Source organism: Paracoccus spongiarum, assembly GCF_030732095.1.
GTDB classification, from domain to species: Bacteria; Pseudomonadota; Alphaproteobacteria; order Rhodobacterales; family Rhodobacteraceae; genus Paracoccus; species Paracoccus spongiarum.
Genome location: NZ_JAVAMQ010000004.1, coordinates 188,771 through 214,006 on the forward strand (window position 1 = coordinate 188,771; position 25,236 = coordinate 214,006).

Here is a 25,236-nt window from a genome sequence, read left to right on the forward strand (position 1 = left end):
GACAACAGATGCTCAGCCGCACCGCAACCAATCTGTTCTGGATGGGCCGTCACCTGGAACGCGCCGAAACCGCCGCCCGGCTGCTGGATGTGGGCCAGCGGATCACGCTGTTGCCCAATACCGAGACCGGCTATCAGAACGAGTGGAACTCGCTGCTGCAGGCCTCGGGAACCTCGGACCTGTTTGCCGAGAAGTATGGCGAGATAACCCAGGAGAAGATCGAGGAATTCATCTTCTTCGACCGCGACAACCCGTCCTCGGTGTTTTCCTGCATCGAGAAGGCCCGCGAAAGCGGCCGCATCGTGCGCACCGCGCTGACCAGCGAGGTCTGGGACGCGCTGAACGTGGCCTATCAGGAGTTGCGCCGGATCTCGAAGACGCCGCGTGACAAGCTGGACACGGCCTCGCTGACCGATTTCACCACCGGCCACACGGCGACGGTGCGGGGCGCGATCAACTCGACCCAGCTGCGCAATGACGGCTGGCACTTCATGCATCTGGGCTACGGGCTGGAACGCGCGGACGCGACCGCGCGGCTTCTGGACGTCAAGTATTTCGTGCTGCTGCCGCGGATCGAGTTCGTGGGCTCGGGCCTTGACACCTACCAGTGGCAGGTGATCCTGCGGGCGCTGTCGGCGCACCGCGCCTATCACTGGGCTTATGGCGGCGACGTGTCGGCGGGCCGGGTGGCCGATTTCCTGATCCTGAACGGCGAAAGTCCGCGATCGCTGATCACCTCGCTCTACGAGGCGGTCTGGCATCTCGAGGGCCTGGCCAAGCGCTATGGCGAGACCGCGCCGACCGCGGCGCGCGACAAGTCGCGCGAGGTGCTGACCGCCTTGCAGGCGCGCGACATCGACATGATCTTCGACGAAGGGCTGCACGAATTCCTCAGCTGGTTCATCGGCGAGATCGGCACCATCTCGGTGCGCGTGCACGAGGATTATCTGCTGGGAGGCGCATGAGCGATGAAACTGGCCATTTCTCACCAGACCGAGTACCGCTATGATCCGCCCCTGCGCAACATCGTGCAAAGCCTGCGGCTGACGCCCTCGGTCTTCGAGGGGCAGAAGCTTCAGGACTGGAAGATCGAGGTATCGGGCGGGCTGCGGGGTCCGGGTTTCCGCGACGGCGCCGGCGACTGGATCTCGGGCTGGACGGTGCGCGGCCCCGCCGAACAGATCGTGGTCAGCGTGACGGGCCGGGTCGACACGCGCGACACCGCGGGCGTGCTGCGCGGCCACCGCGAGATGATCCACCCGCTGGCCTATCTGCGCGACACCAAGGCGACCAGACCCGCCGAGGCGCTGCGCGAGCTTGCCGGCTCCGTCGGGGCCGGGACCGACCGGCTGGACCTGGCGCACAGGCTGTCGGCGGCGGTCAGCGACCGGATCGCCTATCGGCCCGGCGTGACCGAGGCCGCGACCACCGCCGCCGAGGCGCTGGAGCAGGGCGAGGGCGTCTGCCAGGATCATGCCCATGTGCTGATCGCGCTGGCGCGGCTGCACGAGCTGCCGGCGCGCTATGTGTCGGGCTATCTGCATTCGACCAGCGACGGCACCGCGCATGACGCCGCACACGCCTGGGCCGAGATCCATGTCGAGGGGCTGGGCTGGGTCGGCTTCGACGCGGCCAATGCCTGCTGCCCCGATGAACGCTATGTGCGGCTGGGATCGGGGCTGGACGCGCCCGATGCCGCGCCGATCCGCGGCATCGCCCTGGGGCAGGGGGCCGAGCGCCTGTCGGTCGCCGTGCAGGTCGAGGATGTCGAGGCCCTGCAACGCCAGAGTCAGAGCCAGACGCAAAGCTGACCCCGCCCCGGTGGCGCCCTGCCTGCCTCAGGGGCCTCTGGCAGCGCGGCGCGCTTTGGCCTAGATCGCATGGGCAGCCGCAGAAGGAAGTGCCCATGTTCACCGTCTCGCTGATCGCCGCACCGGCGAAGGCCAATCTGGAAAGCGCCCTTCTGGATGGGCTGGCGCGCATGTGGGCGGGGAGCGGGCCGCGCTGGCTCGATCCGGGCATCGCCGCCGAATTCGACATCGCCCAGCGGCCCGACGACGCCGAAACGGTCTGGGCCGAGCTGCAGGCGGCGGGCATCGACCTTGCCATCCAGCCTGCCGGGGGGCGGCGCAAGTCGATCCTGCTGGCAGACATGGATTCGACCATGATCGGACAGGAATGCATCGACGAGCTGGCTGACATGGCGGGCGTCGGGCCGCGCGTCGCCGCGATCACCGCCCGCGCCATGAACGGCGAGCTGGATTTCAACGCGGCCCTGACCGAGCGTGTCGCCCTGCTGCAGGGTCTGCCCGAGACCGTCATCGCCGAGGTTCTGGACCAGCGCATCACCATGGCGCCGGGCGGAGAGGTGCTGGTGGCCACGATGCGCGCCCATGGCGGCTATGCCGCACTGGTCTCGGGCGGGTTCACCGCCTTTACCGGGCCGGTCGCCGCGCGGCTTGGCTTTGACGAGGACCGCGCCAACACCCTGCTGGCGCGGGACGGGCTGCTGACCGGCGAGGTCGCGCAGCCGATCCTGGGCCGCGAGGCCAAGGTCGCGGCGCTGCATCGCATCAGCGCCGCGCGCGGCGTCACCCCCGACGCGGTCATCGCGGTGGGCGACGGGGCCAACGATCTGGGAATGCTGCAGCGTGCCGGATGCGGCGTCGCGCTGCATGCCAAGCCCGCCGTGGCCGCGCAGGCACGGGTTCGCATCAACCACGGCGACCTGACCGCGCTGCTGTATCTTCAGGGCTACCGCGCCGCCGACTTCGTCACGGGCTGATCGCCTGCACCGTCCGGGCCGCGGGCCGGGCCACCGCGCCTGCCGCACCGCGGCCTGCCCAGAAGGCGCCATAGCCCGCCTCGCCCCGCGCCAGCGCGGCGGCGTTCAACGCCTTGCCTGCATCATAGGCCAGAGGATAGTCGGCAGCCCCGGCATCCGCGATCTCGGTGAAGCGGTTGGCAAGGCAGCGCGCCGGCCGGCCCGAGATTGCCCGCGTCATCACCGTCTGCCCCGCGGCCATCGCGGCCCGATGCGGGGCGCTGGTCGCGGCTTCGGGCGCCAGCAGGAAGGCGGTGCCGCATTGGACCGCAACGGCGCCCGCCTGCAACGCGGCGCGCGCATCGCTTCGGGCCATGATCCCGCCCGCCGCGATCAGGGGCAGGCCGATGGGCGCAAGACTGCGCAGCAGCGACAGGCAGTCCAGCCTGTCATCCCCGGCCTCGGGATCGAAGATGCCGCGATGCCCGCCGGCCTCCCAGCCCTGTGCGACGATGCCGTGCAGCCCGGCCCCGGCGATGCGCCGTCCCTCGTCGGCGCTGGTGGCGCTTGCGATCAGCAGAGCGCCGGTCTCGCGCAGCGCCTGCAACTGCCCGGCCTCGGGCAGGCCGAAATGGAAGCTGATGACCGCGGGTCGCAGGTCAAGCAGCACCCGCAGCATGGCGTCGTTGCCCCGGAAGCTGTCGTAGATCTCGGACAGCTGCTGCGGCGGGCTGGCCCCGAAGCGGTGAAATTCGGGCGCGAGGCGCCCCAGCCATGCGGCCTCGCGCGCCGGGTCGCGCCGCGCGGGCCTGTGGCAGAACAGGTTCACGCCGAAGGGCCGGGCGGTCAGCGCCGCCGTCGCCCGGATCGCCTGCGCCGCCGCATCGGGCGCCAGCGCGCCCAGCGCGACCGAGCCCAGCCCCCCGGCCTCGCAGACCGCCGCGGCCAGTTCGGGGGTCGAGACGCCCGCCATCGGCGCCTGCACCAGCCGGTGCGCCAGGCCCAAGCGGTCGATCATCCTGCCCTCCATCCTGCCCGCACCAGTCTTTCACGCATCCGCGCGGCTGTGAATGCCGCGTCGCCCCGGCCGCTTTACAATTCCGCGCCGGCAGGGCAATCGCGGGCCATGATCGACTTGTCCCTCGACATCCTGCTGTTGCTGATCGCGGCCGGCTTCGCCGCGGGCTTCATCGACGCGATCGCCGGGGGCGGCGGGCTGATCACCGTGCCGGCGCTGCTTCTGGCGGGCGTGCCGCCCGCACAGGCGCTGGCGACCAACAAGGTGCAGGGCGTGTTCGGCGCGGCGACGGCGGCGTTCAGCTATGCCCGTGGCGGGCTGGTCGATCTGCGCACGCAAGGGCGCGCGGCCCTTCTGGCCGGTTTGGGCGGCGTCGCGGGCGCCGCACTGGTCAGCCACCTGCCGACCCAGGCGCTGCGGATCGCGTTGCCGGTGATCCTCATCGGCATCGCCCTGTTCTTCGCGCTGAAGCCGGGGCTGAACGATCTGGACCGGGTGCGCCGCATGCGGCCGGCGCTGTTCACCGCCAGCATCGTGCCGCTGATCGGGTTCTATGACGGGCTGGTGGGGCCGGGGGCCGGCTCTTTCTACATGATCGCCTTTGTCAGCCTGGCGGGATATGGCGTGCTGAAGGCGACCGCGCATACCAAGCTTCTGAACCTGTTCTCGAATCTCGGGGGGCTGTTGACCTTTGCGCTGGTCGGCCAGCCGCTGTGGCTGCTGGGCGTCTGCATGGGGGTGGCGCAGATCGCCGGTGCCGCGCTTGGCGCGCGGCTGGCGGCGCGGATCGGCGCGCGGCTGATCAAGCCGCTGCTGGTCGTGACCTCGACGGCGCTGGCGCTGCGCCTGATCTGGCAGCTGCTGGCAAGCTGAGGCGGCCGACGCCCGCTCTGCCAAAGGGGCGCCGGCTATTCTGTCGCGACGGACGGACCGGGGGGCACCGTCCGCGCACAGATAACCAGAAACATGCGTCGAATTCGTGACGCCTAGGCCGGAAAGCCGGTCGAGGTCCGCATGTCGCCGGTGTCCATGCCGCGCCAGTTGCGGATCGACTTCGGCAGGTGGCGGTCCACGGCGGGATCGTCGGCGTCCAGCACGCCCAGATGCACCAGCAGGGCGGTGATCGCGGCCTCGCTGGCGCGGCTGGCGCCATCGACGACCTTCAGCGCGACACCGATGCCGCGTTCGGGCAGGATTGCCACGAACACCGCCTCGGCGCCTTCCTTGGCCGCGGCCTGCCCTTGCGTGGCGCGCATCAGAACCGTCGAGGCGGCGCCTTCGCCGGCCACCATCTCGGGATGGGCGCGCATCGCATCGACCAGCCGCCGCATCGCCTGGCCGCGCCGGTCCTGGCCGGGATCGGCGAAGGCGGCCATGGCGCGGCCCAGCCCCTCGAGGGTGCAGGCCCAGTTCGGGGCCGAGCAGCCGTCGATGCCGAAGCCGGGGCTGACCTCGTCGGTGACCTCTTCGAAGGCCGCCTTGACCGCCTGCTGGACGGGGTGGTCGGGCTCGATGTATTCGGGGCCGCCGCGCAGATGGCGGTTCAGCGTCAGGAACCCCGCATGCTTGCCCGAGCAGTTGTTGTGCAGCTGGCTGGGTGCGCCATCCGAACAGGTCAGCCGGCGGTTTTCCTCGCGGTCGCGCGGCATGTGGCAGCCGCAGCGCAAGTCGGGTTCGGCCATGCCGATCCCGTCGAGCCAGTCTCCAACCGCCTCGACATGCATCCGCGCGCCGTCATGGCTGGCGCAGGCCAGGGCCAGCTGCCGGTCGGTCAGTCCGGCCGCATCGGCCGCGCCGCTCTCGATCAGCGGCAGCGCCTGGATCATCTTGCAGGACGAGCGCGGGAAGATCACCCGCGACGGGGCGCCCCAGGCTTCCAGCACGCCGCTGCGGTCGCAGATCACCGCATGGCCGCGATGAATGCTTTCGCGGCGCCCGCCGCGCCACAATTCGATCAGATCGGCCGACCGCATCGCTTTCCCCCTGACAATCGCGCGATTTCCTGCCTTGCGCTCTTTTGTGCGCAATGATTTTGGATATCCTGCGCGCAGATGGTTGAAAAGACCCTAGCGATCGGGGAACAAGGCCCCGAGCGGCGAAACGAATGGCAGGAGGCCAGAGCATGACGACCACCACGCTGCGAGGCATGGCAGCACTCGCGGTCCTGATGACGGGGCTGGGCACGGCCGCGGCACAGGAATCGACCAATGTCGTAGCGACGGAGGGCGACTGGACCGTCTTCGCCGCGGAGAATCCGAAGGAGTGCTGGGCGGTCTCGCCGCCGAAATCGACCCTGAACACCAAGGACGGCAAGGAGGTCGAGGTGACGCGTGGCGACATCCGCCTGTATGTCGCCTATCGCCCCGGCCAGGGCGGCGAGGTGTCCTTTGCCGGCGGCTATCCCTTTGCGCCGGATTCCACCGTCGAGCTGGATATCGGCGGGCAGAAGTTCAACCTGTTCACAGAAGGCGAAAGCGCCTGGACCGGCAGCCCGTCCGAGGACGGCAAGCTGATCGGCGCGCTGCGCGCGGGCTCGACCGCGGTTGTCACCGGCCGCTCGGCGCGTGGCACCACCACCAAGGACAGCTTCAGCCTGTCGGGCATCACCGCCGCGACCAACACCGCGCAGGAACGCTGCAAGTAGGGCGGAAGGGGGGGCGCTGCCCCCCGTCGCCCGAGGGCGACTCCCCCCGGGATATTTGCGCACAGCAGATGGGGCGGCGCGGCCGGTTGATTTGCGGCCCTGTTTCGCCTATCTGCAGGTCTTTCACGCGCAACCCCGGTAGTTCCCATGTCCGCCCCGATCACGCAGGATGTCCTGACCCTTCCCCGCAAGCTGCCCGAGGGCGGTCTGACGAATATCGTCGGGCTGACCCGCGACCAGTTGCAGGCGGCGCTGATCGCCGCCGGCACGCCCGCGCGGCAGGCGCGGATGCGCGTCGGGCAGGTCTGGCAGTGGGTCTATCACTGGGGGGTCCGCGATTTCGCGCAGATGACCAATCTGGCCAAGGATTATCGCGCCCTGCTGGCCCGGCATTTCGAGATCGCGCTGCCCGAGGTCGTAACGCGGCAGGTCAGCGCCGACGGCACCCGGAAATACCTGCTGCGGATCGCCGGCGGCCACGAGGTCGAGACCGTCTACATTCCCGAGGAAGGCCGCGGCACGCTGTGCGTGAGCAGCCAGGTCGGCTGCACGCTGACCTGTTCCTTCTGCCATACCGGCACGCAGAAGCTGGTGCGCAACCTGACGCCCGGCGAGATCGTCGGCCAGTTGATGGTGGCGCGCGACGATCTGGGCGAATGGCCGCAGCCCGGCGCGCCCAAGGACGAGACCCGGCTGGTCAGCAACCTGGTGCTGATGGGCATGGGCGAGCCGCTGTACAATTTCGAGGGCGTGCGCGACGCCATGAAGGTGGTGATGGATGGCGAGGGCCTGTCGCTGTCGCGCCGCCGGATCACCCTGTCCACCAGCGGCGTGGTGCCGGAAATCGCCCGCACCGCCGAGGAGATCGGCTGCCTGCTGGCAGTGTCGTTCCACGCCACCACCGACGATGTGCGCGACCGGCTGGTGCCGATCAACAGGCGCTGGAACATCAAGACCCTGCTGGACGCGCTGCGTGATTACCCGCGGCTGTCGAACAGCGAACGGATCACCTTCGAATACGTGATGCTGGACGGCGTGAACGACAGCGACGCCGACGCGCGCCGGCTGGTCCAGCTGATCCGCGGCATCCCCGCGAAGATCAACTTGATCCCCTTCAACGAATGGCCCGGCGCGCCCTACCAGCGGTCAAGCCGGGAGCGCATCGAGGCCTTCGCCGACATCATCTACAAGGCCGGCTACGCCAGCCCCATCCGCACCCCGCGCGGCGAGGACATCATGGCCGCCTGCGGCCAGCTGAAATCCGCGACCGAACGGGGGCGGAAGTCGAAGGCGGAGATAGCGGCGGACTCTAGGCTCCAGACTCATTGATCGTCAAAGCCAGAAGATGACGGTCGCGGCCAGTGCGACGGCGGAGAGGAAGACCCTGGCGCACCTGTCGTAGCGCGTTGCGATCCGGCGCCAGTCCTTGAGCCTGCCGAACATGATCTCGATCCGGTTCCGCCGCTTGTAGCGCCGCTTGTCGTATCGAACGGCCTTGCCGCGCGACTTTCGGCCTGGGATGCAGGGTCGTATCCCTTTGTCTTCCAACGCTTCCCGGAACCAGTCGGCATCGTAGCCCCGGTCTGCGATCAGCCATTCGGCGGCTGGCAGGCTGCCCAGAAGGGCTGCAGCACCTGTGTAGTCGCTGACCTGGCCCGCCGTCATGAAGAACCTCAAGGGGCGGCCCTTGGCATCTGTCACGGCGTGCAGCTTCGTGTTCAGCCCGCCCTTCGTGCGCCCGATCAGACGCCCGCGCTTGTCGTCAGACCCCCCTTTTTCGCCCGCAGGCTCGAAGCCGTGCGATGCGCCTTGAGGTATGTCGCGTCGATCATGACCGTCTTCTCGTCGGTGCCTTCGGACGCCAGCCCCATCATGATCCGGGCGAAGACCCCCATGTCGCCCCACCGCTTCCATCGGTTGTAAAGCGTCTTGGCAGGGCCATACTCCTGAGGTGCGTCACACCACCGCAAACCATTGCGATTGATGAAGATTATGCCGCTCAGGACGCGTCGGTCATCAACGCGCGGCTTGCCATGGCTCTTGGGAAAGAAGGGCCGCAGCCGCTCCATCTGCTCGTCGGTCAGCCAGAAAAGGTTGTCCATCATCACCCCCGTCAGTTCGGGAGCTTGAATCACGCGGGCCGGACCACCCCAAGCAGAACAATGGGTCCTGACCCTAGGCGATTGTTTGCTGATTTGTATAGCCTTGTCTGACGTGTGCCTTCCTGTGCTAGCAGGGCTCTTTCCACCCGTCGATGATCGCCACGGCCTCGGCGGAGGTCTCGACATAGTGGAACAGTTTCAGGTCGTCGGCGCTGATCGTGCCGGCATCGGCAAGGGCCTGCCAGTTGATGATGCCGTCCCAGAATTCCTGACCGAACAGCAGGATCGGGATCGGTCTCATGCGCCTGGTCTGCACCAGGGTCAGCGTCTCGAACAATTCGTCCAGCGTGCCGAAGCCGCCGGGAAAGACGGTGATGGCGCGGGCGCGCATCAGGAAATGCATCTTGCGCACGGCGAAGTAGTGGAAGTTGAAGCACAGATCCGGCGTGACATAGCGGTTCGGCGCCTGTTCATGCGGCAGCACGATGCCAAGGCCGATCGACTGGCCGCCGGCCTCGTCGGCGCCCATGTTGCCGGCCTCCATCACGCCGGGGCCGCCGCCGGTGCAGATGACGAATTCGCGGCCATAGCTTTGCAGGCTGCGGCGGGTCATCTCGCGCGCGAAGAGGCGGGCCTCGTCGTAGTATGTCGACAGCGCGGCCAGCGTCGGGGTGCGGGCGCTGCCGGCGTCCTCGGGCGCGGGGATGCGGGCGCCGCCGAACATCACCACCGTCGATTCGATGCCGCGTTCGTCCATCACCATCTGCGGCTTCAGCAGTTCCAGCTGCAGCCGGACCGGGCGCAGTTCCTCGCGCAGCAGGAAGTCGCGATCAGTGAAGGCCAGACGGTAGGCGGGGGCGCGGGTCTGGGGCGTGTCGGGGCTGCGGTCGGCGCGGGCCGCGTCCTCGTCGCTGTGCGGGAAGGGGTGGGCGCGGTCGTCTTCGCTGGGGTCGGGCATGGCGTGGGGCCTATGGAGTTTCGCGCCCTGCGCGGATTGCGCGGGCTTTCCCTCACGCTTATAGCCCTGACGTGACAGTTTCCACCCGGACGCGACAGATCGAGGAGAGGCCGCGATGACACAAGCCCTGGAGAACGCCATCGAAACCGCGTGGGAGACCCGCGCCGAGATCACCAGCGCGACGAAGGGCGAGGTCCGCGATGCCGTCGAGGAGACCCTGACCGCGCTGGACGAGGGGCGGCTGCGGGTCGCGGAGCGGCGCGGCGCCGAGTGGCATGTGAACCAGTGGGCCAAGAAGGCGGTGCTGCTGTCCTTCCGGCTGAACGACATGGAAGAGATGTCGGGCGGGCCGCAGGGCGGCAACTGGTGGGACAAGGTGCCGTCGAAATTCGCAGGCTGGGGCGACAACCAGTGGCGCGAGGCCGGGTTTCGGGCGGTGCCGGGCGCGATCGTGCGGCGGTCGGCCTTCATTGGCAAGGGGGCGGTCCTGATGCCTTCATTCGTCAATCTGGGCGCGCATGTCGGCGAGGGCACGATGGTCGACACCTGGGCCACCGTGGGCAGCTGCGCGCAGATCGGGCGCAATGTCCATCTGTCGGGCGGTGTGGGCATCGGCGGCGTCCTGGAGCCGTTGCAGGCCGGGCCGACGATCATCGAGGATGACTGCTTCATCGGCGCGCGCTCGGAGGTGGTCGAGGGCTGCATCGTCCGCGAGGGATCGGTCCTCGGGATGGGCGTGTTCATCGGCCAGTCGACCAAGATCGTCGATCGCGAGACCGGCGCGGTGATGTATGGCGAGGTTCCGGCGGGGTCCGTCGTGGTGGCCGGGTCGCTGCCCTCGACGAACGGGGTGAACCTGTATTGCGCGGTGATCGTCAAGCGGGTGGATGCGCGGACACGCTCGAAGACCTCGATCAACGATCTGCTGCGCGATTGACGACGCTGTTCATCGATGCCGACGCCTGCCCGGTGAAGGCCGAGGCCGAGCGGGTGGCGACGCGACTGCGGGTGCCGATGGTGCTGGTCTGCAATGGCGGGCTGCGGCCGTCGCAGAACCCGCTGGTGTCGCTGAAGGTCGTGCCCGAGGGGCCGGATGCGGCCGACATCTGGATCGCGGGGGCCTGCGGGCCGGGCGATGTGGTGGTGACCAGCGACCTGCCGCTGGCCGACCGCTGCCTGAAGGCGGGCGCGCGGGTCGTGCAGCATGACGGGCAGGTGCTGTCCGAGGCCAATATCGGCGCCCGCCTTGCGACACGCGACCTGATGGGCGATCTGCGCGCGGCCAATCCCTTCCTGCAAGGCAGCGGCGCAGGGTTCGGCAAGGCAGAGCGGTCGCGATTCCTGCAGGCGCTTGATCTTGCGCTTCGGGGCGCGCTGCGGTCGCCCTGACAGCGGCCCCGTCCGGCTGCGGGCGGAGGCTCTGGTGGAGGGGGTGCGGTTGGCCAGGCCATCGAGGCCCGGCCAACCGCCGCCTCGGCGCCGGCCTCGATGGCCGGCACCGAGGCGCCCCCCGTGGCGGCGGTGGCTTCACGCCTGGCCGATCAGCAGCATGATCGCGGGCAGCGTCGCGATGCTGAGCATCGTCGAGATCAGGATCGCCGCCGAGACGCGCTGCTGGGCGATGCCGAAATGCTGCGCGAGGATATAGACATTGCCGGCGACCGGCAGGGCCGCGGCTGCCACCATCACGCCGGCCGCGAAGGGCTTGACCCCGAAGGCCAGCGCGGCAAGGCCGACCGCAAGCGGATGCAGCGCCAGCTTGGCCGCGCTGAGCCAGACCGAGGCGGCAACGCGGCGGATGCGGTGGCCGACGAGGCTGGCGCCGATGGCGAACAGCGCACCGGGCGTCGCGGCGGCGCCGAGCAGCGTCAGGAATTCCTCGAGCGGACCCGGCATCGGCAGGTCGGCCTGCGCCCATGCGAGGCCGGCCGACATCGACAGGACCATCGGATTGCCGATGATCCCGCGCATCACCGGCCCGAAGCTGGAGAGCCGCAGCCGGCTTTGGCGCGAGGCGTGGATGATCAGCGTGATGAGTGTCGAGAACACCAGCATGTCGATGGTCAGCACCATCAGCACCGGCCCGATCGCGCCCTCGCCCAGCAGCACCACCAGCATCGGGACGCCAAGAAAGCCGGTGTTGCCGATCATGCAGCATTGCGCCTCCATCGCGGCTTCGGGCAGGGCAAGCCCACGCGCGCGACCGACCGACATTCCGACGACCCAGACCAGGGTCGAGCCCGCGAGGTAGGCCGCCACGAAGCGGGCGTCGAAAAGCGCCGCGAGGTCGAGGCCCGAGGCAAAGCGGAACAGCATCGCCGAAAGGGCGAAGTAGAACACGAATTTCGTCAGCCAGACCGCGCCGGCCTCGGGGAACAGGCGGCTGCGCGCGGCAAGCCAGCCCAGCCCGATCAGGGCGAAGAACGGCAGCGTCTTGAGGAACACGGCCAGCATCAGCGTGTCGTCCCTGTGGCCGCGGATCGGCTGCGGGATGTGGTGTCAGGCCCGGCCATGCGGACCGGCCGGCGGGGCAGGGCGGCCACCTTTCGTGGCATTGCCGGCGGCGTGGCGGCAGGGCTCCGGGAGGGCGCGTCCGGGCGCTGCCGGGCGGCATCGGGTGCGGCCGCTGCGCGCCCGCGCCCGCTTGCGCCCGCAACCGGCCCTGCATCCTGCGGACCGTCGCCGCGCCCGAGACCCGCAGCGCCCTCGCAGGCGCCAGCGGCCCGACGGGGCGACGGCGGGTCGGCCGGGCCGTGCAGGCGGCCGGGATGGCGGGGCGGTTCGATGGGCCGGACGGTCACGCAGTCTCCTTGCGGGGTTAGCCCGAACCGATCAGCACCCCTGTCGCGAAGACCAAACCACCCCCGACCACCACTTGCAAGGCCGCGCGCCAGAACGGCGTCTGCATCCAGCGGTTCTGGATCCAGGCAATGGCCCACAGCTCGACGAAGACGACCAGGCAGGCGATCGTCGTGGCGGTCCAGAAATGCGGGATCAGATAGGGCAGCGCATGGCCCAGCCCGCCCACTGCCGTCATCACCCCCGAGGCGAGGCCGCGCTTGAAGGGCGAGCCGCGCCCCGACACCACCCCGTCATCCGAGGCGGCTTCGGTAAACCCCATGCTGATCCCGGCGCCAAGGCTGGCGGCCAGCCCGACGAGAAAGGTCGTGCCGGTGTCCTGCGTGGCGAAGGCTGTCGCGAAGATCGGCGCCAGGGTCGAAACGCTGCCATCCATCAGCCCGGCCAGCCCCGGCTGCACCCAGGTGAGCACGAAGTTGCGATGCGCGACGGCGCCTTCTTCGGCCAGCGCATCGGGGGTCAGGTGCCGCTCGGCCAGTTCGGTCGCGCGCGCGCCGTGGCCGCGTTCGGCCGCGGCCAGATCGCCCAGCAGCTTGCGGGTCGCGATGTCGCCGCTGGCCTGCGCGGCGCGGGCGTAGAACTCGGCGGCGTCATGTTCCATCAGCGCGGCTTCCTGGCGGATCGCGTCCAGCGAGGCGGTGCCCATCATCCAGGCCGGGCGCCGGCTGAAATATCCCGCGATATGCTCGCGCCGGATCACCGGCAGGTCGGGACCGAATCGCGCCTGAAAGACGTCCAGCAACCGGCGGCGGTGGTCGTCTTCTTCGCCGGCCATGCCCTCGAAGATGGCGGCGGTCGCCGGATAGTCGCCGCGCAGCATTCCCGCCCAGTTGCGATAGATGCGCGCGTCATCCTCTTCCGAGGCGATTGCCAGCGCCAGCACCTCACGCTCGGTCAGCTCGGCGAAGCGCTTGCGATGACCGGCAATCTGCATGTCCGTCTCCGGCTGTTCAGGGTTCGGCCCGGCCGGAACCGGACTCGGCCCGCAGGGCGCCGCGCTGGACGACATAGGCCTGCCCGCCCCCGTCCAGATCGTGCGTGTGGATCATGGCATGACCGGCCACCGCGCAGAAATGCGGCACATCGACCGAGGCCATCGGGTCCGAGGCCCACAGCGTCACCCGCCCACCCGGCGGCAGGTCGGCCAGAGCCTTGCGAAGCCGAAGGACCGGCAGCGGGCACAGCAGCCCGCGCGCGTCGACCGCGATGCAGGACGGATCGTCGGGCGCCGGCATCCGCTTCATGCTGCCCGCCTGGCGCGCAGGGCCGCCCAGTCGGCCAGCGCATCCGGCGCCAGCCGTTCGCCGATACCGTCGCAGAACCCAAGGAAATCGGCGCGCTGCTCGGGCGGCACATGCAGCAGGACCGGCAGCCCGCCGCCGATGGCCTGGGCGATCACGTCGCGAAAGCCGCGCCCGGCCGCCTCTTGCCGGCCGAATTTCGGCACGATCAGCAGATCAGCGCCCGCCAGCCGCCGCGCCACGCGCAGCGCCGCGACCTCCAGCGCCCCGGCATCGAGGCGGCAGCCGGTCGAGCCCCTGCCCAGCGATTGCGAGATGCGGACCGGGCGATCCTCTTCGCCGATCACCACCACATCCATCTCGCAGGCACAGTCGCCGTCCCCCCCGAGATTGTGCTGGACCGCGCCGGCGAGACGCAGCCCGGCCGCCGTCAGATCGTCGACCAGCCGCGCCAGCAGGCGGTCGGCCTCGCCCGGCGCGGCGCTGTCGGGCAGTCCGAACCAGCCCAGCATCGCGGTTTCCATCCCGACCTCCTAGACGCCGCTGTCCAGCGCGATCTTCATCAGCCCGTTGATCCCGTCGACCGCCAGCTTCTTCTTCAACGAGGACGAGGCATTCGCGGCGGTCTTGTAACTGACGCCGAGATCATCGGCGATCGCCTGCAGGCTGTAGCCGCGCCCGATCAGCCCCAGCACGCGCCGCTCGCGTTCGGACAGCAGCGCTAGGGGATCGGCGCTGGCCCCCGCCCGCAGGGTCGCAAGCTCGACCGCCTGCCGGGCCGACAGGTAGAACGCGCCGTCCTCGAGCCGGCGCACCGCCTCGCGGAAATCGGCGGGCGCGGCGTTCTTGGACAGAAAGCCATGCGCGCCGACCTGCAGCGCGCGGGCGGCGAAGCCGGTCTGGTCGTTCATCGAGAAGATCAGCACCCGCGCCCCCGGCGCCGCCTCGCGCAGCGGCTGCACAAGGTCCAGACCGCCGGCGTCGGGCAGGCTGATGTCCAGCACGATCAGGTCGGGGGCCGGCGGGTCGCGCAGCAGCGCCAGTGCCTCGGCGGCGGACATCGCCTGCAGCACCGGGTCGTATCCCAGGTCGCGCAGCAGCCGGCTGGCGCCGAGATGGGTGATCGGGTGGTCATCGACGACCAGCGCGCATTTCATGTTCCGGCCTCATTGCGCCTGCATCCGGGGCAGGCTGGTCTCGATCATCGTGCCGCGTTCCGGCGCGGACAGCCGCAGCGTGCCGCCCAGCAGGGTGATCCGCTCGCGCATGCCGGTCAGCCCGGTGCCCTCGCGGCTGCCCGGCGCGAAGCCCGCGCCGTCATCGGTCAGGATCATGCGCCAATGCGCCGGATCGGTCCAGAGCCGGATGACCACCTCGCGCGCGCCCGAGTGGCGCAGCGCGTTCGTGGTGCCCTCTTGCAGCACGCGAAACAGCGTGACCGCCGTCGCCTCGTCGGGTTCGGGCAGGTCGGGCGCCACCTCCAGCCGGATCGCCAGATCGCCAAAGCGCCGGCCCAGATCGGCGACATAGTCGCGCAGCACCGTCGCCAGCGGCAATTGCCCGATAGCGGCGGGGCGCAAATCGTCCAGAAGGGCGCGATTGACGCGGGCGATTTCCTCGGCGATGGCGGCGATGGCATCGGCCTGCGCGGCGACCTGCGGGCTGGGCGCGGCCTCGCGCAGGGCGTCGGCCTCGACCCGCAGGCCGAAGAGACAGGGGCCCATCTCGTCATGCAGGTCGCGGGCGATGGCCTTGCGCTCCTCGTCGCCGCGGCTGACGACCTGTCGCTGCAGCCGCACCCGGTCGGCCTGCGCGCGCGCCAGGGCCTCGGCCAGCCGGTCGACGCCGCGCGCCAGCGGTGCGAGATCCGGCTGCGGCACCGCGCCGACGCGGGCCGCCAGGTCGCCCCTTTCCAGTTCCGCCAGCCGCGCCGCGATACCCTCGACCGGGCGCAGCGCGTGGCGGGTCGCGATCAGGATCAGCAGCGCCTGGCCGGCGGCCGCCAGCGCCGCCAGCCCCAGCGTGCGGCGGATGTCGCCCCAGGCCGCGGCGATCTCGGCCGTGGGGTCGCTGGCGATATAGACATAGCCGCGCAGCCGCCCGTCGAGGCTGACCGGCAGGCGGATCTCCTGCGGATCGGGCGCCACGAGGGCCGCGAACCAGCCGGGCGCCGGGTCGCCGGCCCCGGTCGGCGCGTCCGGCGTGCGCACCTCGCCGGCGCGGGCGTCCAGCACCCCGATCCGGGTGTGGCGCGGCGGCACCAGCCGGTCGGGCAGCGCCGCCATCAGCCGGTCATGCGGTACGGCGCCCTGCATCGTGCCGACCGTGGCCAGCACCAGCGAGCGGGCGGTCTCGGTCGCCAGCCGGCTTTCGGTCGCGATCTCGCCGCGCAGGCTGTCGAGGCTGGCCGCCGCCAGGGCCCCGATCAGCAGGGCCTGCATGGTAAGGATCACCACCAGAATGCGCGAGGTCAGCGAAAGACGGCTCATGCGCGAAAGCTAGGCCGAAGCACCGGCCGCCGTCCATGCCTCACGGGTGGGCGCGGCAGTGGCGGGGCAAGCCGCGCCTGCTTGAGAATCGGGTCCGGTCGCGATAGCCGGGGCGCGCAGCGGCAAGTGAGGGTGGGGCGATGATCTGGGAAACGCTGGCGATGATTCCCGTGGCGCAGCTGACGGCGTTCGTCGCGGGCGGGCTGGTGCTGAACCTTGCGCCGGGTCAGGACGTGTTCTTTGCCAGCGCCTGCGGCATCCAGGGCGGGCCACGCGCCGGCGCGCTGGCGGGGTTCGGGGTCGGGCTTGGCGTGCTGGTGCATCTGGCGCTCGCGACGCTTGGCCTTGGGGCCGTCGTCGCCGCCCATCCCCAGGCGCTGCTGGCGGTGAAATATGCGGGCGCGGCCTATCTGATGTGGCTGGCCTGGAAAAGCTGGACCCCCGGGCCGGTCGATCCGCAGGCACGCGCCGCGCGGCGGCCCTGGGCCATCATCCGGCGCGGCGCGCTGTCGAACATCCTCAACCCCAAGCCGGTGCTGTTCCTGCTGGCCTTCCTGCCGCAATTCACCAGCCCTGCCCATGGCCCGATCTGGCAGCAGATCCTGGCACTGGGGCTGATCTTCGCCGTGACAGGGACGCTGGTGACGATGGGCTACGGGATCCTGGCTGGCCATGCCGGGCAGATGCTGGGCCGTCGTCTGGGGGTGGTGAACAAGGTCGCGGCGGTGCTGTTCGCGGCGCTGGCGATCCGGCTGGTCGCGCGATGATGCGCGCCTATGATCCGCCGTCCGAGCCGCCGCAGATCCTGCATGCCGACCACCAGATCCTGGTGGTGGACAAGCCCGCCGGCCTGCTGTCGGTGCCGGGGCGCGGCGAGGACAAGGCCGATTGCCTGATTGCCCGGCTGCGCGGCGCCTTCCCCACCGTGCTGCTGGTGCATCGGCTGGATCTCGACACCTCCGGCGTGATGATCTTTGCGCTGACGCCCCATGCCCAGCGGCATCTTTCTGCGCAGTTCGAGGCGCGGCATACGAAAAAGGTCTATGTCGCGCGGCTGCATGGCCGGCTGGACCCCAGGACCGGCCGCGTCGATCTGCCGCTGATCGTGGACTGGCCGAACCGGCCGCGCCAGAAGGTCGACCACGCCGAGGGCCGCCCCGCGCAGACCGACTGGCGGGTGCTGCGCGCCAGCGACCACGAGACGCGGGTGCGGCTGACGCCGATCACCGGCCGCAGCCACCAGCTGCGTGTGCACATGGCACAGACCGGCCACCCGATCCTGGGCGACACGCTGTATGCGACCGGCGCGGCGGCGGCGCATCCGCGGCTGATGCTGCATGCCGAAAGCCTGCGGGTGAAGCATCCCGAAACCGGGATTGCCACGACCTTTACCGCCGCGGCGCCGTTCTGAGGGTTCAGCCCTGGCCCGCGGGATACCAGTCGGCCAACGCCACCGTGCTGCCCGATCCACCCTCGGCGACCAGCCGCGCGAATTCCTCCACGTCGCTGTCCCGGTGGTGATAGGGCACCACGACCGCCGGCTTGAAGGCGGCCACGGCCTCGGCAGCCTGCTGGACGGTCATCGTGTAGGGCAGGTTCATCGGCAGGAACGCCATGGCGATGTCGGTCATCGCCAGCATCTCGGGCGTCGGTTCGGTATCGCCGGCAATATAGACGCGCTTGCCGCCGATCGTCAGGACATAGCCGTTGTCGCGCCCGACCGGGTGATACTGCATCCGGTCCTCGGTGGTGTTGTGCGCGGGCACCGCCTCGATGGTCATGCCCATCGCCTCGGCGGCATCGCCATTGGCCATGACGGTGGCGCGTTCCTTCATCGCATCGGGCAGCTTGTCATGGACCGACTGGTTGGTGATCAGCCGCACCGCAGGCAGCGCCTCCAGCGTCGGCAGGTCGAAATGGTCGCCATGCTCATGGGTGACGAGGATCAGCGCGGGCTCGGGCAGGCCGGCGTATTTCTGCGCGCCGCCGACCGGATCGACATGGATCGCGCCCGCCGGGGTCCGGATGACCATCGAGGCGTGATCGACGGGCAGGACCTGCACCTCGCCGCCCTCGACGGCAAGCCCGAGGGGCGATGTGGCCTGCTGCGCAAGCGGCCTGCGCGGCAGAAGGCCCGCGCCAAGCGCGGCGGCGGCAAGGGTCAGTCCGGTACGGCGGGTAAGGATCATGGTCATGTCTCCTGCTGGCAGGTTGATGGCCAAGGGGAACCCGCGCGCGGCACGACGGTTCCGGTGGCGGCGCGGCTTCTGACGCGGACGTGAACGGCTGCGGGGGGCATTGGTGAAATCGCCATGCTAGCCTGACGCCACGGTGCTGCCGAGCCACGCCCCGACGACCCAAGCCCCGCCGACCCAGCCTGACGAGGAGATCCCGATGAAGCCATTGACGGTCATTGCCGCGACCGCCCTGTTTGCCGGCTGCGCCATGGCGCAGGATTTCAACGACCGGCCGCCCAATGCCGAGGGCCAGACCCCGGCCTTCGCGAACCAGACCCGCGCCCCGGCGCTGGCCAATATCGTCATGGATCGCGAGGTCGTCGCGCGGGGGCTGGAACATCCCTGGGGCATGGCGCAACTGCCCGATGGCAGCTGGCTGGTGACCGAACGTCCGGGCCGGCTGCGGCTGGTGTCGCCCGAGGGCAACCTGTCGGATGCCATCGCCGGCGTGCCCGCGGTCGATGCGCTGGATCAGGGCGGGCTTCTGGATGTCGCCATTGCCCAGGATTTCGCGCAGACCCGCCGGGTCTGGCTCAGCTTTTCCGAACGCAATGCCGAGGATCTGACCTATACCGCCGTTGCCACCGGCGTCCTGTCCGACGACGCCAGCCGGCTTGAGGACATGCGGGTGATCTGGCGGCAGACGCCCTATCCCTCGACGCTGCATTACGGCTCGCGGCTGGTCTTCGACGGGCAGGGCGGGCTGTTCGTCACCACGGGCGAGCGCGGCGGTACCGACGCGCCGCGCTTTGCGCAGGATCTTTCCACGACGCTGGGCAAGGTCGTCCGCATCGACCCGATCAGCGGCGCGCCGATGGGCCGGCCCGGCGTCGACGGCGCCATGCCCGAGATCTGGTCATGGGGCCACCGCAACATGCAGGGCGCCACGCTGGGACCCGACGGCGCGTTGTGGACGGTCGAGCACGGGCCGATGGGCGGGGACGAGCTGAACCGCCCCGAGGCCGGCCGGAACTATGGCTGGCCGGTCGTCAGCTATGGCGAGGAATACAGCGGCGCGAAGATCGGGCAGGGCCTGACGCAGAAGGAGGGCATCGAACAGCCGGTCTATTACTGGGACCCGGTGATCGCGCCCGGCGGCATGACCTTCTATTCCGGCGAGATGTTCCCGCAATTGCAGGGCGACCTGCTGGTCGCCGGGCTGCAGGCCGGGGCGGTGGTGCGGCTGAAGCTTGGCGCGGACGGGCGCGTCAGCGGCGAATCGCGGCTGCTGCGCGATGTCGGGCGGGTACGCGATGTCGCCGTGGCGCAGGACGGCGCGATCATGGTGCTGACCGACGAACAGGACGGCGCGCTGATCCGGGCCACGTCGGGGCGCTGATCAGACCGGCTTGTGCAGCGCGTCCTCGGCGTCCTCGGGCGACAGGCCGAGGGCGTCCATCCCGGCCTCGAGCAGGTCGGCCAGATGCGGCTCGCCCATCAGGTAGTCCTCGGTCGGGATGGTCCGTTCGGCCCGCGCCGTCTCGATCGCCTCGGCCAGCTCGTCGGCCTCAAAGCTGTCGCGGCCGATCCACATGACCGCGACAAGGCTGGCCTGCTCGTCCTCGTTCAGCGCCGCGATGAAATCATGCAGCTCGCTGCGCGTGCCATGCTGGCGTCGCTGGCCCGAATGCTGCCAGGCGTCGATACCGCTGCCGTATTCGCGGGCGCGGATGATGACATGGGCGATCTTGTCGGGGCCGATCTGCAGCATCGCGATCTCCGAGGGGGTCGTTGCCGTCGCCTTCTCTTGTCGCGCCGCGGGCCGGCTCGGTCAATCCCTGCGGCCGAACAGCCGTTCGATGTCGTCAAGGCGCAACTTGACCCAGGTCGGACGGCCGTGGTTGCACTGGCCCGAGCGCGGCGTCGCCTCCATCTCGCGCAGCAGGGCGTTCATCTCGGCCGCGCTCATGCGCCGGCCGGCGCGGACCGAGCCGTGGCAGGCCATCGAGGACAGCACCGCGTCGATCCGCGCCCGCAGCCGGTCCGAGGCACCCTGATCGTCCAGATCGTCGAGGATGTCGCGGATCAGCGCCGCGGCGTCCAGCCGGCCCAGCAGGGCCGGTGCCTCGCGCACCGCGACGGCGCCGCCGCCGAAGGGTTCGATGACCAGGCCCAGCCGCGCCAGGTCGTCGGCGATCGACAGGATCCGCGCGCTGTCGGCGGGCGCCAGCTCGACGATCTCGGGGATCAGAAGGGCCTGGCCGGGGATGCCGCTGGCGGCCGCCTGCGCCTTCAGCCGTTCATAGACCAGCCGCTCATGGGCGGCATGCTGGTCGACGATCACCAGCCCGTCCGCCGTCTGCGCGATGATGTAATTCTCGTGCAGCTGCGCGCGGGCGGCGCCCAGCGGGGCGTCGGCGGGCACCGCGTCGTCCTGCGCGCTGTCCTCGAAGCGTGCCGAGGGGGTTTCGGCGAAGCCGCCGGCGAATCCCGGAACCGGCGCCTGCAGGTCGAGGCTGGCGCGGATCGCCCCGCCCGAGGGGCGGTAATCCATCTGGTAGGCGCGCGTCGCCGCCGGACGCGGGGCCTCGGCGCGAAACGCCGCCAGCGTCGCATCGCCCAGCGTGGACGAGGCGCGCGGCCCGGCCCCGGCCAGCGCATGACGCAGCGCCGAGACCACCAGCCCGCGCGCCGCCTGCGGATCGCGGAACCGCACCTCGGCCTTCGCGGGATGCACGTTCACATCGACCATCTGCGGATCGCAGGCCAGATACAGCACGGCCGCGGGATGCCGTCCCGACGCCAGCATGTCCGTGTAGCCCGCCCGCAGCGCCCCGGTCAGCAGCTTGTCGCGCACCGGGCGGCCGTTGACGCAGACATGCTGCGCCACCGCCGCGCCGCGCGAATAGGTCGGCAGCGCGGCAAGCCCGGTCAGCCGCAACCCGTCGCGCTGGGCCTCGATGCGGATGGCGTTGTCGGTGAAGTCGCGCCCCATGACCCGCGCCAGGCGGGCCTGCAGCGCGCCGAACAGGTCGCCCTGCTCGGCATCGGCGCGAAAGATCTCGTGGCCATCGGCGGTCAGCGTCAGGCTGACACGCGGTTCGGCCATCGCCAGCCGCCGCACGCAGTCGGCGACCGCCTGCGTTTCGGCCCGGTCGCTGCGCATGAATTTCAACCGCGCGGGGGTGGCGAAGAACAGGTCGCGCAACTCGACCACGCTGCCCTCGTTCGCGGCGGCCGGGCGGACCGGCTGCATGGCCCCGCCCGCGACGGAAATCGTGGCGCCCTCGGCGCCTGCCACCCGCGAGGTGATGCACAGCCGGCCCACCGCCCCCAGCGAGGGCAGCGCCTCGCCGCGAAAGCCGAAACTGCGGATCGCCAGAAGGTCGCTGCCGTCGATCTTGCTGGTCGCGTGGCGCGACAGCGCCAGCGGCAGGTCCGCGGCGGTCATGCCGCAGCCGTCATCGGCGACCCGGATCAGCCGCTTGCCGCCCTGCTCGATGGCGATGTCGATGCGGGTGGCGCCGGCATCCAGCGCGTTCTCGACCAGCTCCTTGACCGCCGAGGCGGGACGCTCGACCACCTCGCCGGCGGCGATCCGGTTGGCGGTGGTTTCATCCAGCTGCCGGATGACGGGGCGCATGTTGGGGGCGTGCGAATTCATCTTACAAGATATAGCAGGCGTGGAGGCGGGCGGGAAGTTCTTCCTGTGCCGATCCGCGAGCCAAGGAAACCGCAAGGCGCTGTTCGGGGTTGAACCGGCGATCACAATTTCAACAGGAAGGAAATTCCCATGCAGAAATCCCTGATGATCCTCGCCTGCGGTGCGGCCCTGGCGGTCGCGGCATGCGGTCCGAACACCGCCACCCGCGCGACCACCGGCGCGGCCACCGGGGCCGTCGTCGCGGGGCCGGTCGGCGCGGTCGCGGGCGCCGCGCTGGGTGGCAGCGGCGCGGTGCGGGTGGAATGACGCAATGACACGGCGGCGGGCCGGCCTGTCGCCGGCCCGTCTCCCCTCAGCCGCCTGACGCCTCGGGGGCGGTGGCAGCCTGGGCCTCGACGCCTTCGGGCCGGCCTACGAGAACGAATCGCAGCGCGTCCGCGTCCAGCAGTCGGGCCGCGACGCGGCGCAGATCTTCGAGGGTGACCGCCGCGACAAGGTCGTTGCGGCGGTTCACGTAATCCGCCGGAAAGCCGGCAATCTGCATCCCCGACAGAATCGAGGCGATCTTGGCGTTGCCGTCGAAGCGCAGCGGGTATTCGCCCGTCAGGTAGGTCTTGGCATCGGCGAGTTCCTGTTCGGTCGCGCCCTCGCGGGCCATGCGGTCCCACTCCTGCCGGATGAGGTCCACCGCCTCGGCGACATTGCCGTTCGAGGCGGCCAGCCCGCCCTGCCAACTCTGGCCGTAAAGCCCGGTGGCAAGGCCGGTATAGACGCCATAGGTCAGGCCGCGCTTCTCCCGGATCTCCTCCATCAGGCGCGAACTGAAACCGCCGCCGCCAAGGATGTGATTGGCGACATAGGCTGCGAAGAAGTCCGGATCGTCCTGCGGCAGGCCGGGGCCGGCAAAGCTGATGACGGTCTGCGGGCTGTCCCAGTCCACCACCGACAATCCGCCGCCGGCCGCGATCGTCGCCGGGTCGGGCAGGGGGGCGGTGCCTTCGGCGGGCAGCCCCGACAGGATCCGGTCCACCAACAGGCCCAGTTCCTCGGCGGTGATGTCCCCGGCGGCGCCCACCACCACCCGGTCGCGGGCCAGGACCCGGTTCTTGGCGGCGACGAGATCCTTGCGGGTCAGTGCCGCCACGGTTTCGGCGGTGCCGTTGACCGAACTTCCATAGGGGTGATCGCCCCACAACTGCCGCGCCATTTCCTTTGCGGCGATGGCCTGCGGGTCGGTCGCCTCGGACCGGATCATCGCCTGCACCTGTGCGCGCACCCGTTCCACGGCGCTGTCGTCGAATCGCGGCTGGCCCAGCGCCAGGGCCAGAAGGTCGGCCACCTGATCGCGGTTTTCGGTCAGCGCCCGCATACGCACCGACAGCGCGTCGTCGCCCACATCGAAGCCGAGGCTTGCGCCCAGCATCTCCAGCTCTTGCGCGAATTGCGTGGCATCGCGCTTGCCCGCGCCCTCTTCCAGCAGGCCGGTCATCAGGTTGATCGCCCCGCGCTTGCCGGGGGCATCAAGGCTGGCGCCGCCCTTGAAGTCGAGGCTGATCGCCACGAAGGGGATCGAGTGGTCCTCGACCAGCCAGGCATCCACGCCGCCCGGCGAGGTCACCTGCCGGATGTCGATGGCCTGGGCCGGAAGGGCCGTCAGGGTCAGGATCAGGAAGACAAGGGCGCGGATCATTGCTGCGGCTCCGTTGCGGGGCTGGCGTCGGGAAGGCGGCGTGCGGGCGGGCGGCCTGCGGCGGTCGCAGCGGCGCCGGCCTGCGGGTCGGCCTGTGGGTCGGCCTGCGCCTCGGTTGCCGCTGCCGGCAGCAGCCAGCCGGTGACGGTGGCCCTGCTGTCCAGCAGCGCGGCGGCGGCGCTGCGCAGCTGGTCGGCGGTGACGGCGTCCAGCAGGTCGGGCCAGCCGGCCACGTCCTCGGCGCTCAGCCCGATCGACAGGCCCTGCCCGTAATCATAGGCCCGTCCATGCGCGCTGTCGCGGGCATAGACCTGCGCCGCGCGGATGCGCGTCTTGACACGCGCCAGATCATCCTCGTCCGGCCCCTTCGCCAGGAACTCGGCCAGTGTGGCGTCCAGCAACTCCTCGGCCTTCCGCGTCGCCATGCCCTCGGCCGGCACCATCGACAGGGTGAAGGTCGTGGGGTCCAGCGACAGCCCGTCATACGAGGCCGAAACCCACAGCGCCTTGCCCGGCAGGGCCAGCGCCCGTCCCAGGACCGATGTCTGCATCGAGCCGCCCAGCAGTTCCGCCAGCACGGTCAGCGCCGCCGCATCCTGCTGATCGCCGGGGTTGCGCTCGGGGGCGAGATAGCTGCGCACCAGCGTCGGCTGGGCCACCCGCGCATCCTGCATCTGCATCCGGCGCGGTGACCGCTGCACGGGTTCCTGCGGGCGCTGGCGGGGCGCGGCCTTGCCCTTGGCGGGGATCGGGCCGTAATACTGTTCGGCCAGCTTGCGGACCTCGTCGGCGGTCACGTCGCCGGCAATGATCAGCACCGCCTCGTCGGGCGAATAATGGGCGTCGTACCAGGCGATCGCGTCCTCGCGGGTCAGGCCCATCATCTCGTCGCGCCAGCCGATCACCGGGCGGCCATAGGGGTGGTTGTAGAACTGCACCGCGGCGCGTTCCTCGGCAAAGAGGGCGCGGGGATCGCTGTCGGTGCGCTGTGCGCGTTCCTCCAGCACGACCTGCCGTTCGGCCTGCCAGTCATCCTCGCCGATGCGCAGATTGGCCATTCGGTCGGCCTCCATCCGCATGATCATCGGCAGGCGGTCGCTGGCGATGCGCTGGAAATAGGCGGTGTAGTCGTACGAGGTGAAGGCGTTGTCCATGCCGCCATTCGCGGTGACGGTCTTCGAGAACTCGCCCGCCGCCAGCGTGTCGGTGCCCTTGAACATCAGGTGTTCCAGATAATGCGCGATGCCCGACTTGCCCGGCATCTCGTCGGCGGCGCCGACCCGGTACCACAGCATCTGCACGACGACCGGGGCGCGGCGATCCTCGATCACAACCGCCTCGAGGCCGTTGGGAAGCGTGAAGTGGCTGATGCCCTCGGGCAGGTCGCCGGTGCGGGCCGCGGATGGCTGCGCCCTGGAAGCCTGCGTGTCGGGCGCTTGCGCGTCGGATGTCCGCGTCTCGGCCGCGGGGGGCGCGGTCTCGGGCGTCTGGGCCGGTGCCGCCGTGGCCAGCAACAGCACCAGTGCGGGGGCCGCGATCAGGGCAGGGCGGAACGGCGGGGCGGTGCGACGCATGGGCAGGACCTCCAGTTGGACGGGCGGAAATCTGGCCTGACGCCGCGATGCGCGCA

General features: G+C 70.2%; 27 protein-coding genes. 12 read left to right on the plus strand and 15 right to left on the minus strand.

All coding sequences use genetic code 11. The features are described from left to right. The first annotated feature begins 8 nt into the window (after positions 1 to 8). From Q5Y72_RS06225 to serB, 3 genes are all read left to right on the plus strand, one after another. Positions 9 to 965, plus strand: a complete 957-nt coding sequence (locus Q5Y72_RS06225; RefSeq protein WP_305962529.1) for an alpha-E domain-containing protein — start codon at positions 9 to 11, stop codon at positions 963 to 965. Positions 966 to 968: 3 nt separating this feature from the next. Further along, positions 969 to 1,811: a transglutaminase family protein gene (locus tag Q5Y72_RS06230; RefSeq protein ID WP_305962530.1), complete on the plus strand. Its 843-nt coding sequence runs from the start codon at positions 969 to 971 to the stop codon at positions 1,809 to 1,811. A gap of 95 nt (positions 1,812 to 1,906) precedes the next feature. Next, positions 1,907 to 2,785, plus strand: coding sequence for a phosphoserine phosphatase SerB (serB, locus tag Q5Y72_RS06235; RefSeq protein ID WP_305962531.1), 879 nt, complete (start codon positions 1,907 to 1,909; stop codon positions 2,783 to 2,785). Here the strand turns inward: serB and Q5Y72_RS06240 are convergent. Continuing rightward, positions 2,775 to 3,782 (minus strand): NAD(P)H-dependent flavin oxidoreductase, encoded by a 1,008-nt coding sequence (locus Q5Y72_RS06240; RefSeq protein WP_305962532.1) that lies wholly within the window; start codon positions 3,780 to 3,782, stop codon positions 2,775 to 2,777. The genes serB and Q5Y72_RS06240 overlap by 11 nt on opposite strands. A 108-nt stretch (positions 3,783 to 3,890) precedes the next feature. Between Q5Y72_RS06240 and Q5Y72_RS06245 the strand changes: the two genes are divergently transcribed. Next, the gene (locus Q5Y72_RS06245) at positions 3,891 to 4,655 is read left to right on the plus strand and encodes a TSUP family transporter (protein ID WP_305962533.1); all 765 of its coding nucleotides are present in this window, start codon (positions 3,891 to 3,893) and stop codon (positions 4,653 to 4,655) included. 113 nt (positions 4,656 to 4,768) lie between these two features. Here the strand turns inward: Q5Y72_RS06245 and Q5Y72_RS06250 are convergent, their stop codons facing one another. Then, on the minus strand, positions 4,769 to 5,755 hold the full coding sequence (locus tag Q5Y72_RS06250) for an asparaginase (RefSeq protein ID WP_305962534.1): 987 nt from the start codon (positions 5,753 to 5,755) through the stop codon (positions 4,769 to 4,771). Between the two features lie 149 nt (positions 5,756 to 5,904). Between Q5Y72_RS06250 and Q5Y72_RS06255 the strand changes: the two genes are divergently transcribed. Continuing rightward, a complete protein-coding gene (locus Q5Y72_RS06255; protein ID WP_305962535.1) occupies positions 5,905 to 6,426 on the plus strand; it encodes an invasion associated locus B family protein in 522 nt (173 codons plus the stop codon). 147 nt (positions 6,427 to 6,573) lie between these two features. Then, a complete protein-coding gene (gene rlmN / locus Q5Y72_RS06260; protein ID WP_305962536.1) occupies positions 6,574 to 7,755 on the plus strand; it encodes a dual-specificity RNA methyltransferase RlmN in 1,182 nt (393 codons plus the stop codon). Between the two features lie 3 nt (positions 7,756 to 7,758). On the opposite strand, the gene Q5Y72_RS06265 is transcribed toward rlmN, so the two are convergent. Both Q5Y72_RS06265 and Q5Y72_RS06270 read right to left on the minus strand, forming a co-directional pair. Further along, positions 7,759 to 8,528 (minus strand): IS5 family transposase gene (locus tag Q5Y72_RS06265; protein ID WP_305962655.1). Its coding sequence is split into 2 segments (ribosomal slippage): positions 7,759 to 8,192 and positions 8,192 to 8,528, totalling 771 coding nucleotides; the frame shifts between segments, so codons are not numbered across the junction. Positions 8,529 to 8,655: 127 nt separating this feature from the next. Next, a complete protein-coding gene (locus tag Q5Y72_RS06270; protein ID WP_305962537.1) occupies positions 8,656 to 9,486 on the minus strand; it encodes an LOG family protein in 831 nt (276 codons plus the stop codon). Between the two features lie 115 nt (positions 9,487 to 9,601). Here Q5Y72_RS06270 and dapD point away from each other — a divergent pair, with 115 nt between their 5' ends. Then, positions 9,602 to 10,423 (plus strand): 2,3,4,5-tetrahydropyridine-2,6-dicarboxylate N-succinyltransferase, encoded by an 822-nt coding sequence (dapD, locus tag Q5Y72_RS06275; RefSeq protein ID WP_305962538.1) that lies wholly within the window; start codon positions 9,602 to 9,604, stop codon positions 10,421 to 10,423. After that, a complete protein-coding gene (locus Q5Y72_RS06280) occupies positions 10,420 to 10,875 on the plus strand; it encodes a YaiI/YqxD family protein (protein WP_305962539.1) in 456 nt (151 codons plus the stop codon). Before dapD ends, Q5Y72_RS06280 begins: the two co-directional genes overlap by 4 nt. Positions 10,876 to 11,013: 138 nt before the next feature. Here the strand turns inward: Q5Y72_RS06280 and Q5Y72_RS06285 are convergent, their stop codons facing one another. The 6 genes from Q5Y72_RS06285 to Q5Y72_RS06310 all read right to left on the minus strand — a co-directional run bounded on the left by Q5Y72_RS06285 (position 11,014) and on the right by Q5Y72_RS06310 (position 16,075). Then, the gene (locus Q5Y72_RS06285) at positions 11,014 to 11,940 is read right to left on the minus strand and encodes an AEC family transporter (RefSeq protein ID WP_305962540.1); all 927 of its coding nucleotides are present in this window, start codon (positions 11,938 to 11,940) and stop codon (positions 11,014 to 11,016) included. Positions 11,941 to 12,304: 364 nt separating this feature from the next. Further along, entirely contained in the window at positions 12,305 to 13,279 is a 975-nt protein-coding gene (gene mbfA / locus Q5Y72_RS06290; RefSeq protein WP_305962541.1) for an iron exporter MbfA, read from the minus strand. Between the two features lie 16 nt (positions 13,280 to 13,295). Continuing rightward, positions 13,296 to 13,589 (minus strand): sulfurtransferase TusA family protein, encoded by a 294-nt coding sequence (locus tag Q5Y72_RS06295; protein WP_371930773.1) that lies wholly within the window; start codon positions 13,587 to 13,589, stop codon positions 13,296 to 13,298. Continuing rightward, on the minus strand, positions 13,586 to 14,110 hold the full coding sequence (locus Q5Y72_RS06300) for a DUF2478 domain-containing protein (RefSeq protein ID WP_305962542.1): 525 nt from the start codon (positions 14,108 to 14,110) through the stop codon (positions 13,586 to 13,588). Before Q5Y72_RS06300 ends, Q5Y72_RS06295 begins: the two co-directional genes overlap by 4 nt. 9 nt (positions 14,111 to 14,119) lie before the next feature. Then, complete coding sequence (locus Q5Y72_RS06305) at positions 14,120 to 14,743, minus strand: response regulator transcription factor (RefSeq protein WP_305962543.1); 624 nt, start codon at positions 14,741 to 14,743, stop codon at positions 14,120 to 14,122. A 9-nt stretch (positions 14,744 to 14,752) separates the two neighbouring features. Continuing rightward, complete coding sequence (locus Q5Y72_RS06310) at positions 14,753 to 16,075, minus strand: histidine kinase (RefSeq protein WP_305962544.1); 1,323 nt, start codon at positions 16,073 to 16,075, stop codon at positions 14,753 to 14,755. Between the two features lie 140 nt (positions 16,076 to 16,215). Here Q5Y72_RS06310 and Q5Y72_RS06315 point away from each other — a divergent pair, with 140 nt between their 5' ends. After that, positions 16,216 to 16,842 (plus strand): LysE family translocator, encoded by a 627-nt coding sequence (locus Q5Y72_RS06315; RefSeq protein ID WP_305962545.1) that lies wholly within the window; start codon positions 16,216 to 16,218, stop codon positions 16,840 to 16,842. Continuing rightward, positions 16,839 to 17,486 (plus strand): pseudouridine synthase, encoded by a 648-nt coding sequence (locus Q5Y72_RS06320; RefSeq protein WP_305962546.1) that lies wholly within the window; start codon positions 16,839 to 16,841, stop codon positions 17,484 to 17,486. Before Q5Y72_RS06315 ends, Q5Y72_RS06320 begins: the two co-directional genes overlap by 4 nt. Before the next feature lie 4 nt (positions 17,487 to 17,490). Here Q5Y72_RS06320 and Q5Y72_RS06325 read toward each other — a convergent pair whose 3' ends face one another. Beyond that, the gene (locus tag Q5Y72_RS06325; protein WP_305962547.1) at positions 17,491 to 18,270 is read right to left on the minus strand and encodes an MBL fold metallo-hydrolase; all 780 of its coding nucleotides are present in this window, start codon (positions 18,268 to 18,270) and stop codon (positions 17,491 to 17,493) included. 199 nt (positions 18,271 to 18,469) lie between these two features. Between Q5Y72_RS06325 and Q5Y72_RS06330 the strand changes: the two genes are divergently transcribed. Beyond that, on the plus strand, positions 18,470 to 19,651 hold the full coding sequence (locus tag Q5Y72_RS06330; RefSeq protein ID WP_305962548.1) for a PQQ-dependent sugar dehydrogenase: 1,182 nt from the start codon (positions 18,470 to 18,472) through the stop codon (positions 19,649 to 19,651). On the opposite strand, the gene Q5Y72_RS06335 is transcribed toward Q5Y72_RS06330, so the two are convergent. Next, positions 19,652 to 20,023: a DUF3775 domain-containing protein gene (locus Q5Y72_RS06335; RefSeq protein WP_305962549.1), complete on the minus strand. Its 372-nt coding sequence runs from the start codon at positions 20,021 to 20,023 to the stop codon at positions 19,652 to 19,654. 60 nt (positions 20,024 to 20,083) lie between these two features. Next, entirely contained in the window at positions 20,084 to 21,916 is a 1,833-nt protein-coding gene (gene mutL / locus Q5Y72_RS06340) for a DNA mismatch repair endonuclease MutL (RefSeq protein ID WP_305962550.1), read from the minus strand. A 129-nt stretch (positions 21,917 to 22,045) separates the two neighbouring features. Here mutL and Q5Y72_RS06345 point away from each other — a divergent pair, with 129 nt between their 5' ends. Further along, positions 22,046 to 22,222: a hypothetical protein gene (locus tag Q5Y72_RS06345; RefSeq protein ID WP_305962551.1), complete on the plus strand. Its 177-nt coding sequence runs from the start codon at positions 22,046 to 22,048 to the stop codon at positions 22,220 to 22,222. 46 nt (positions 22,223 to 22,268) lie between these two features. On the opposite strand, the gene Q5Y72_RS06350 is transcribed toward Q5Y72_RS06345, so the two are convergent. Together Q5Y72_RS06350 and Q5Y72_RS06355 are read right to left on the minus strand one after the other, a co-directional pair. Continuing rightward, positions 22,269 to 23,606: a M16 family metallopeptidase gene (locus Q5Y72_RS06350; protein ID WP_305962552.1), complete on the minus strand. Its 1,338-nt coding sequence runs from the start codon at positions 23,604 to 23,606 to the stop codon at positions 22,269 to 22,271. After that, a complete protein-coding gene (locus tag Q5Y72_RS06355; RefSeq protein WP_305962553.1) occupies positions 23,603 to 25,180 on the minus strand; it encodes a M16 family metallopeptidase in 1,578 nt (525 codons plus the stop codon). The genes Q5Y72_RS06350 and Q5Y72_RS06355 overlap by 4 nt, the downstream gene beginning before the upstream one ends. Positions 25,181 to 25,236: the final 56 nt, after the last annotated feature.

Coding starts and splice junctions, on each gene's coding strand:
- Q5Y72_RS06225 (WP_305962529.1), top strand. CDS start 9: ATGCTCAGCCGCACCGCAACCAATCTGTTCTGGATGGGCCGTCACCTG.
- Q5Y72_RS06230 (WP_305962530.1), top strand. CDS start 969: ATGAAACTGGCCATTTCTCACCAGACCGAGTACCGCTATGATCCGCCC.
- serB (WP_305962531.1), top strand. CDS start 1,907: ATGTTCACCGTCTCGCTGATCGCCGCACCGGCGAAGGCCAATCTGGAA.
- Q5Y72_RS06240 (WP_305962532.1), bottom strand. CDS start 3,782: ATGATCGACCGCTTGGGCCTGGCGCACCGGCTGGTGCAGGCGCCGATG.
- Q5Y72_RS06245 (WP_305962533.1), top strand. CDS start 3,891: ATGATCGACTTGTCCCTCGACATCCTGCTGTTGCTGATCGCGGCCGGC.
- Q5Y72_RS06250 (WP_305962534.1), bottom strand. CDS start 5,755: ATGCGGTCGGCCGATCTGATCGAATTGTGGCGCGGCGGGCGCCGCGAA.
- Q5Y72_RS06255 (WP_305962535.1), top strand. CDS start 5,905: ATGACGACCACCACGCTGCGAGGCATGGCAGCACTCGCGGTCCTGATG.
- rlmN (WP_305962536.1), top strand. CDS start 6,574: ATGTCCGCCCCGATCACGCAGGATGTCCTGACCCTTCCCCGCAAGCTG.
- Q5Y72_RS06270 (WP_305962537.1), bottom strand. CDS start 9,486: ATGCCCGACCCCAGCGAAGACGACCGCGCCCACCCCTTCCCGCACAGC.
- dapD (WP_305962538.1), top strand. CDS start 9,602: ATGACACAAGCCCTGGAGAACGCCATCGAAACCGCGTGGGAGACCCGC.
- Q5Y72_RS06285 (WP_305962540.1), bottom strand. CDS start 11,940: ATGCTGGCCGTGTTCCTCAAGACGCTGCCGTTCTTCGCCCTGATCGGG.
- mbfA (WP_305962541.1), bottom strand. CDS start 13,279: ATGCAGATTGCCGGTCATCGCAAGCGCTTCGCCGAGCTGACCGAGCGT.
- Q5Y72_RS06295 (WP_371930773.1), bottom strand. CDS start 13,589: ATGAAGCGGATGCCGGCGCCCGACGATCCGTCCTGCATCGCGGTCGAC.
- Q5Y72_RS06300 (WP_305962542.1), bottom strand. CDS start 14,110: ATGGAAACCGCGATGCTGGGCTGGTTCGGACTGCCCGACAGCGCCGCG.
- Q5Y72_RS06305 (WP_305962543.1), bottom strand. CDS start 14,743: ATGAAATGCGCGCTGGTCGTCGATGACCACCCGATCACCCATCTCGGC.
- Q5Y72_RS06310 (WP_305962544.1), bottom strand. CDS start 16,075: ATGAGCCGTCTTTCGCTGACCTCGCGCATTCTGGTGGTGATCCTTACC.
- Q5Y72_RS06315 (WP_305962545.1), top strand. CDS start 16,216: ATGATCTGGGAAACGCTGGCGATGATTCCCGTGGCGCAGCTGACGGCG.
- Q5Y72_RS06320 (WP_305962546.1), top strand. CDS start 16,839: ATGATGCGCGCCTATGATCCGCCGTCCGAGCCGCCGCAGATCCTGCAT.
- Q5Y72_RS06325 (WP_305962547.1), bottom strand. CDS start 18,270: ATGACCATGATCCTTACCCGCCGTACCGGACTGACCCTTGCCGCCGCC.
- Q5Y72_RS06330 (WP_305962548.1), top strand. CDS start 18,470: ATGAAGCCATTGACGGTCATTGCCGCGACCGCCCTGTTTGCCGGCTGC.
- Q5Y72_RS06335 (WP_305962549.1), bottom strand. CDS start 20,023: ATGCTGCAGATCGGCCCCGACAAGATCGCCCATGTCATCATCCGCGCC.
- mutL (WP_305962550.1), bottom strand. CDS start 21,916: ATGAATTCGCACGCCCCCAACATGCGCCCCGTCATCCGGCAGCTGGAT.
- Q5Y72_RS06345 (WP_305962551.1), top strand. CDS start 22,046: ATGCAGAAATCCCTGATGATCCTCGCCTGCGGTGCGGCCCTGGCGGTC.
- Q5Y72_RS06350 (WP_305962552.1), bottom strand. CDS start 23,606: ATGATCCGCGCCCTTGTCTTCCTGATCCTGACCCTGACGGCCCTTCCG.
- Q5Y72_RS06355 (WP_305962553.1), bottom strand. CDS start 25,180: ATGCGTCGCACCGCCCCGCCGTTCCGCCCTGCCCTGATCGCGGCCCCC.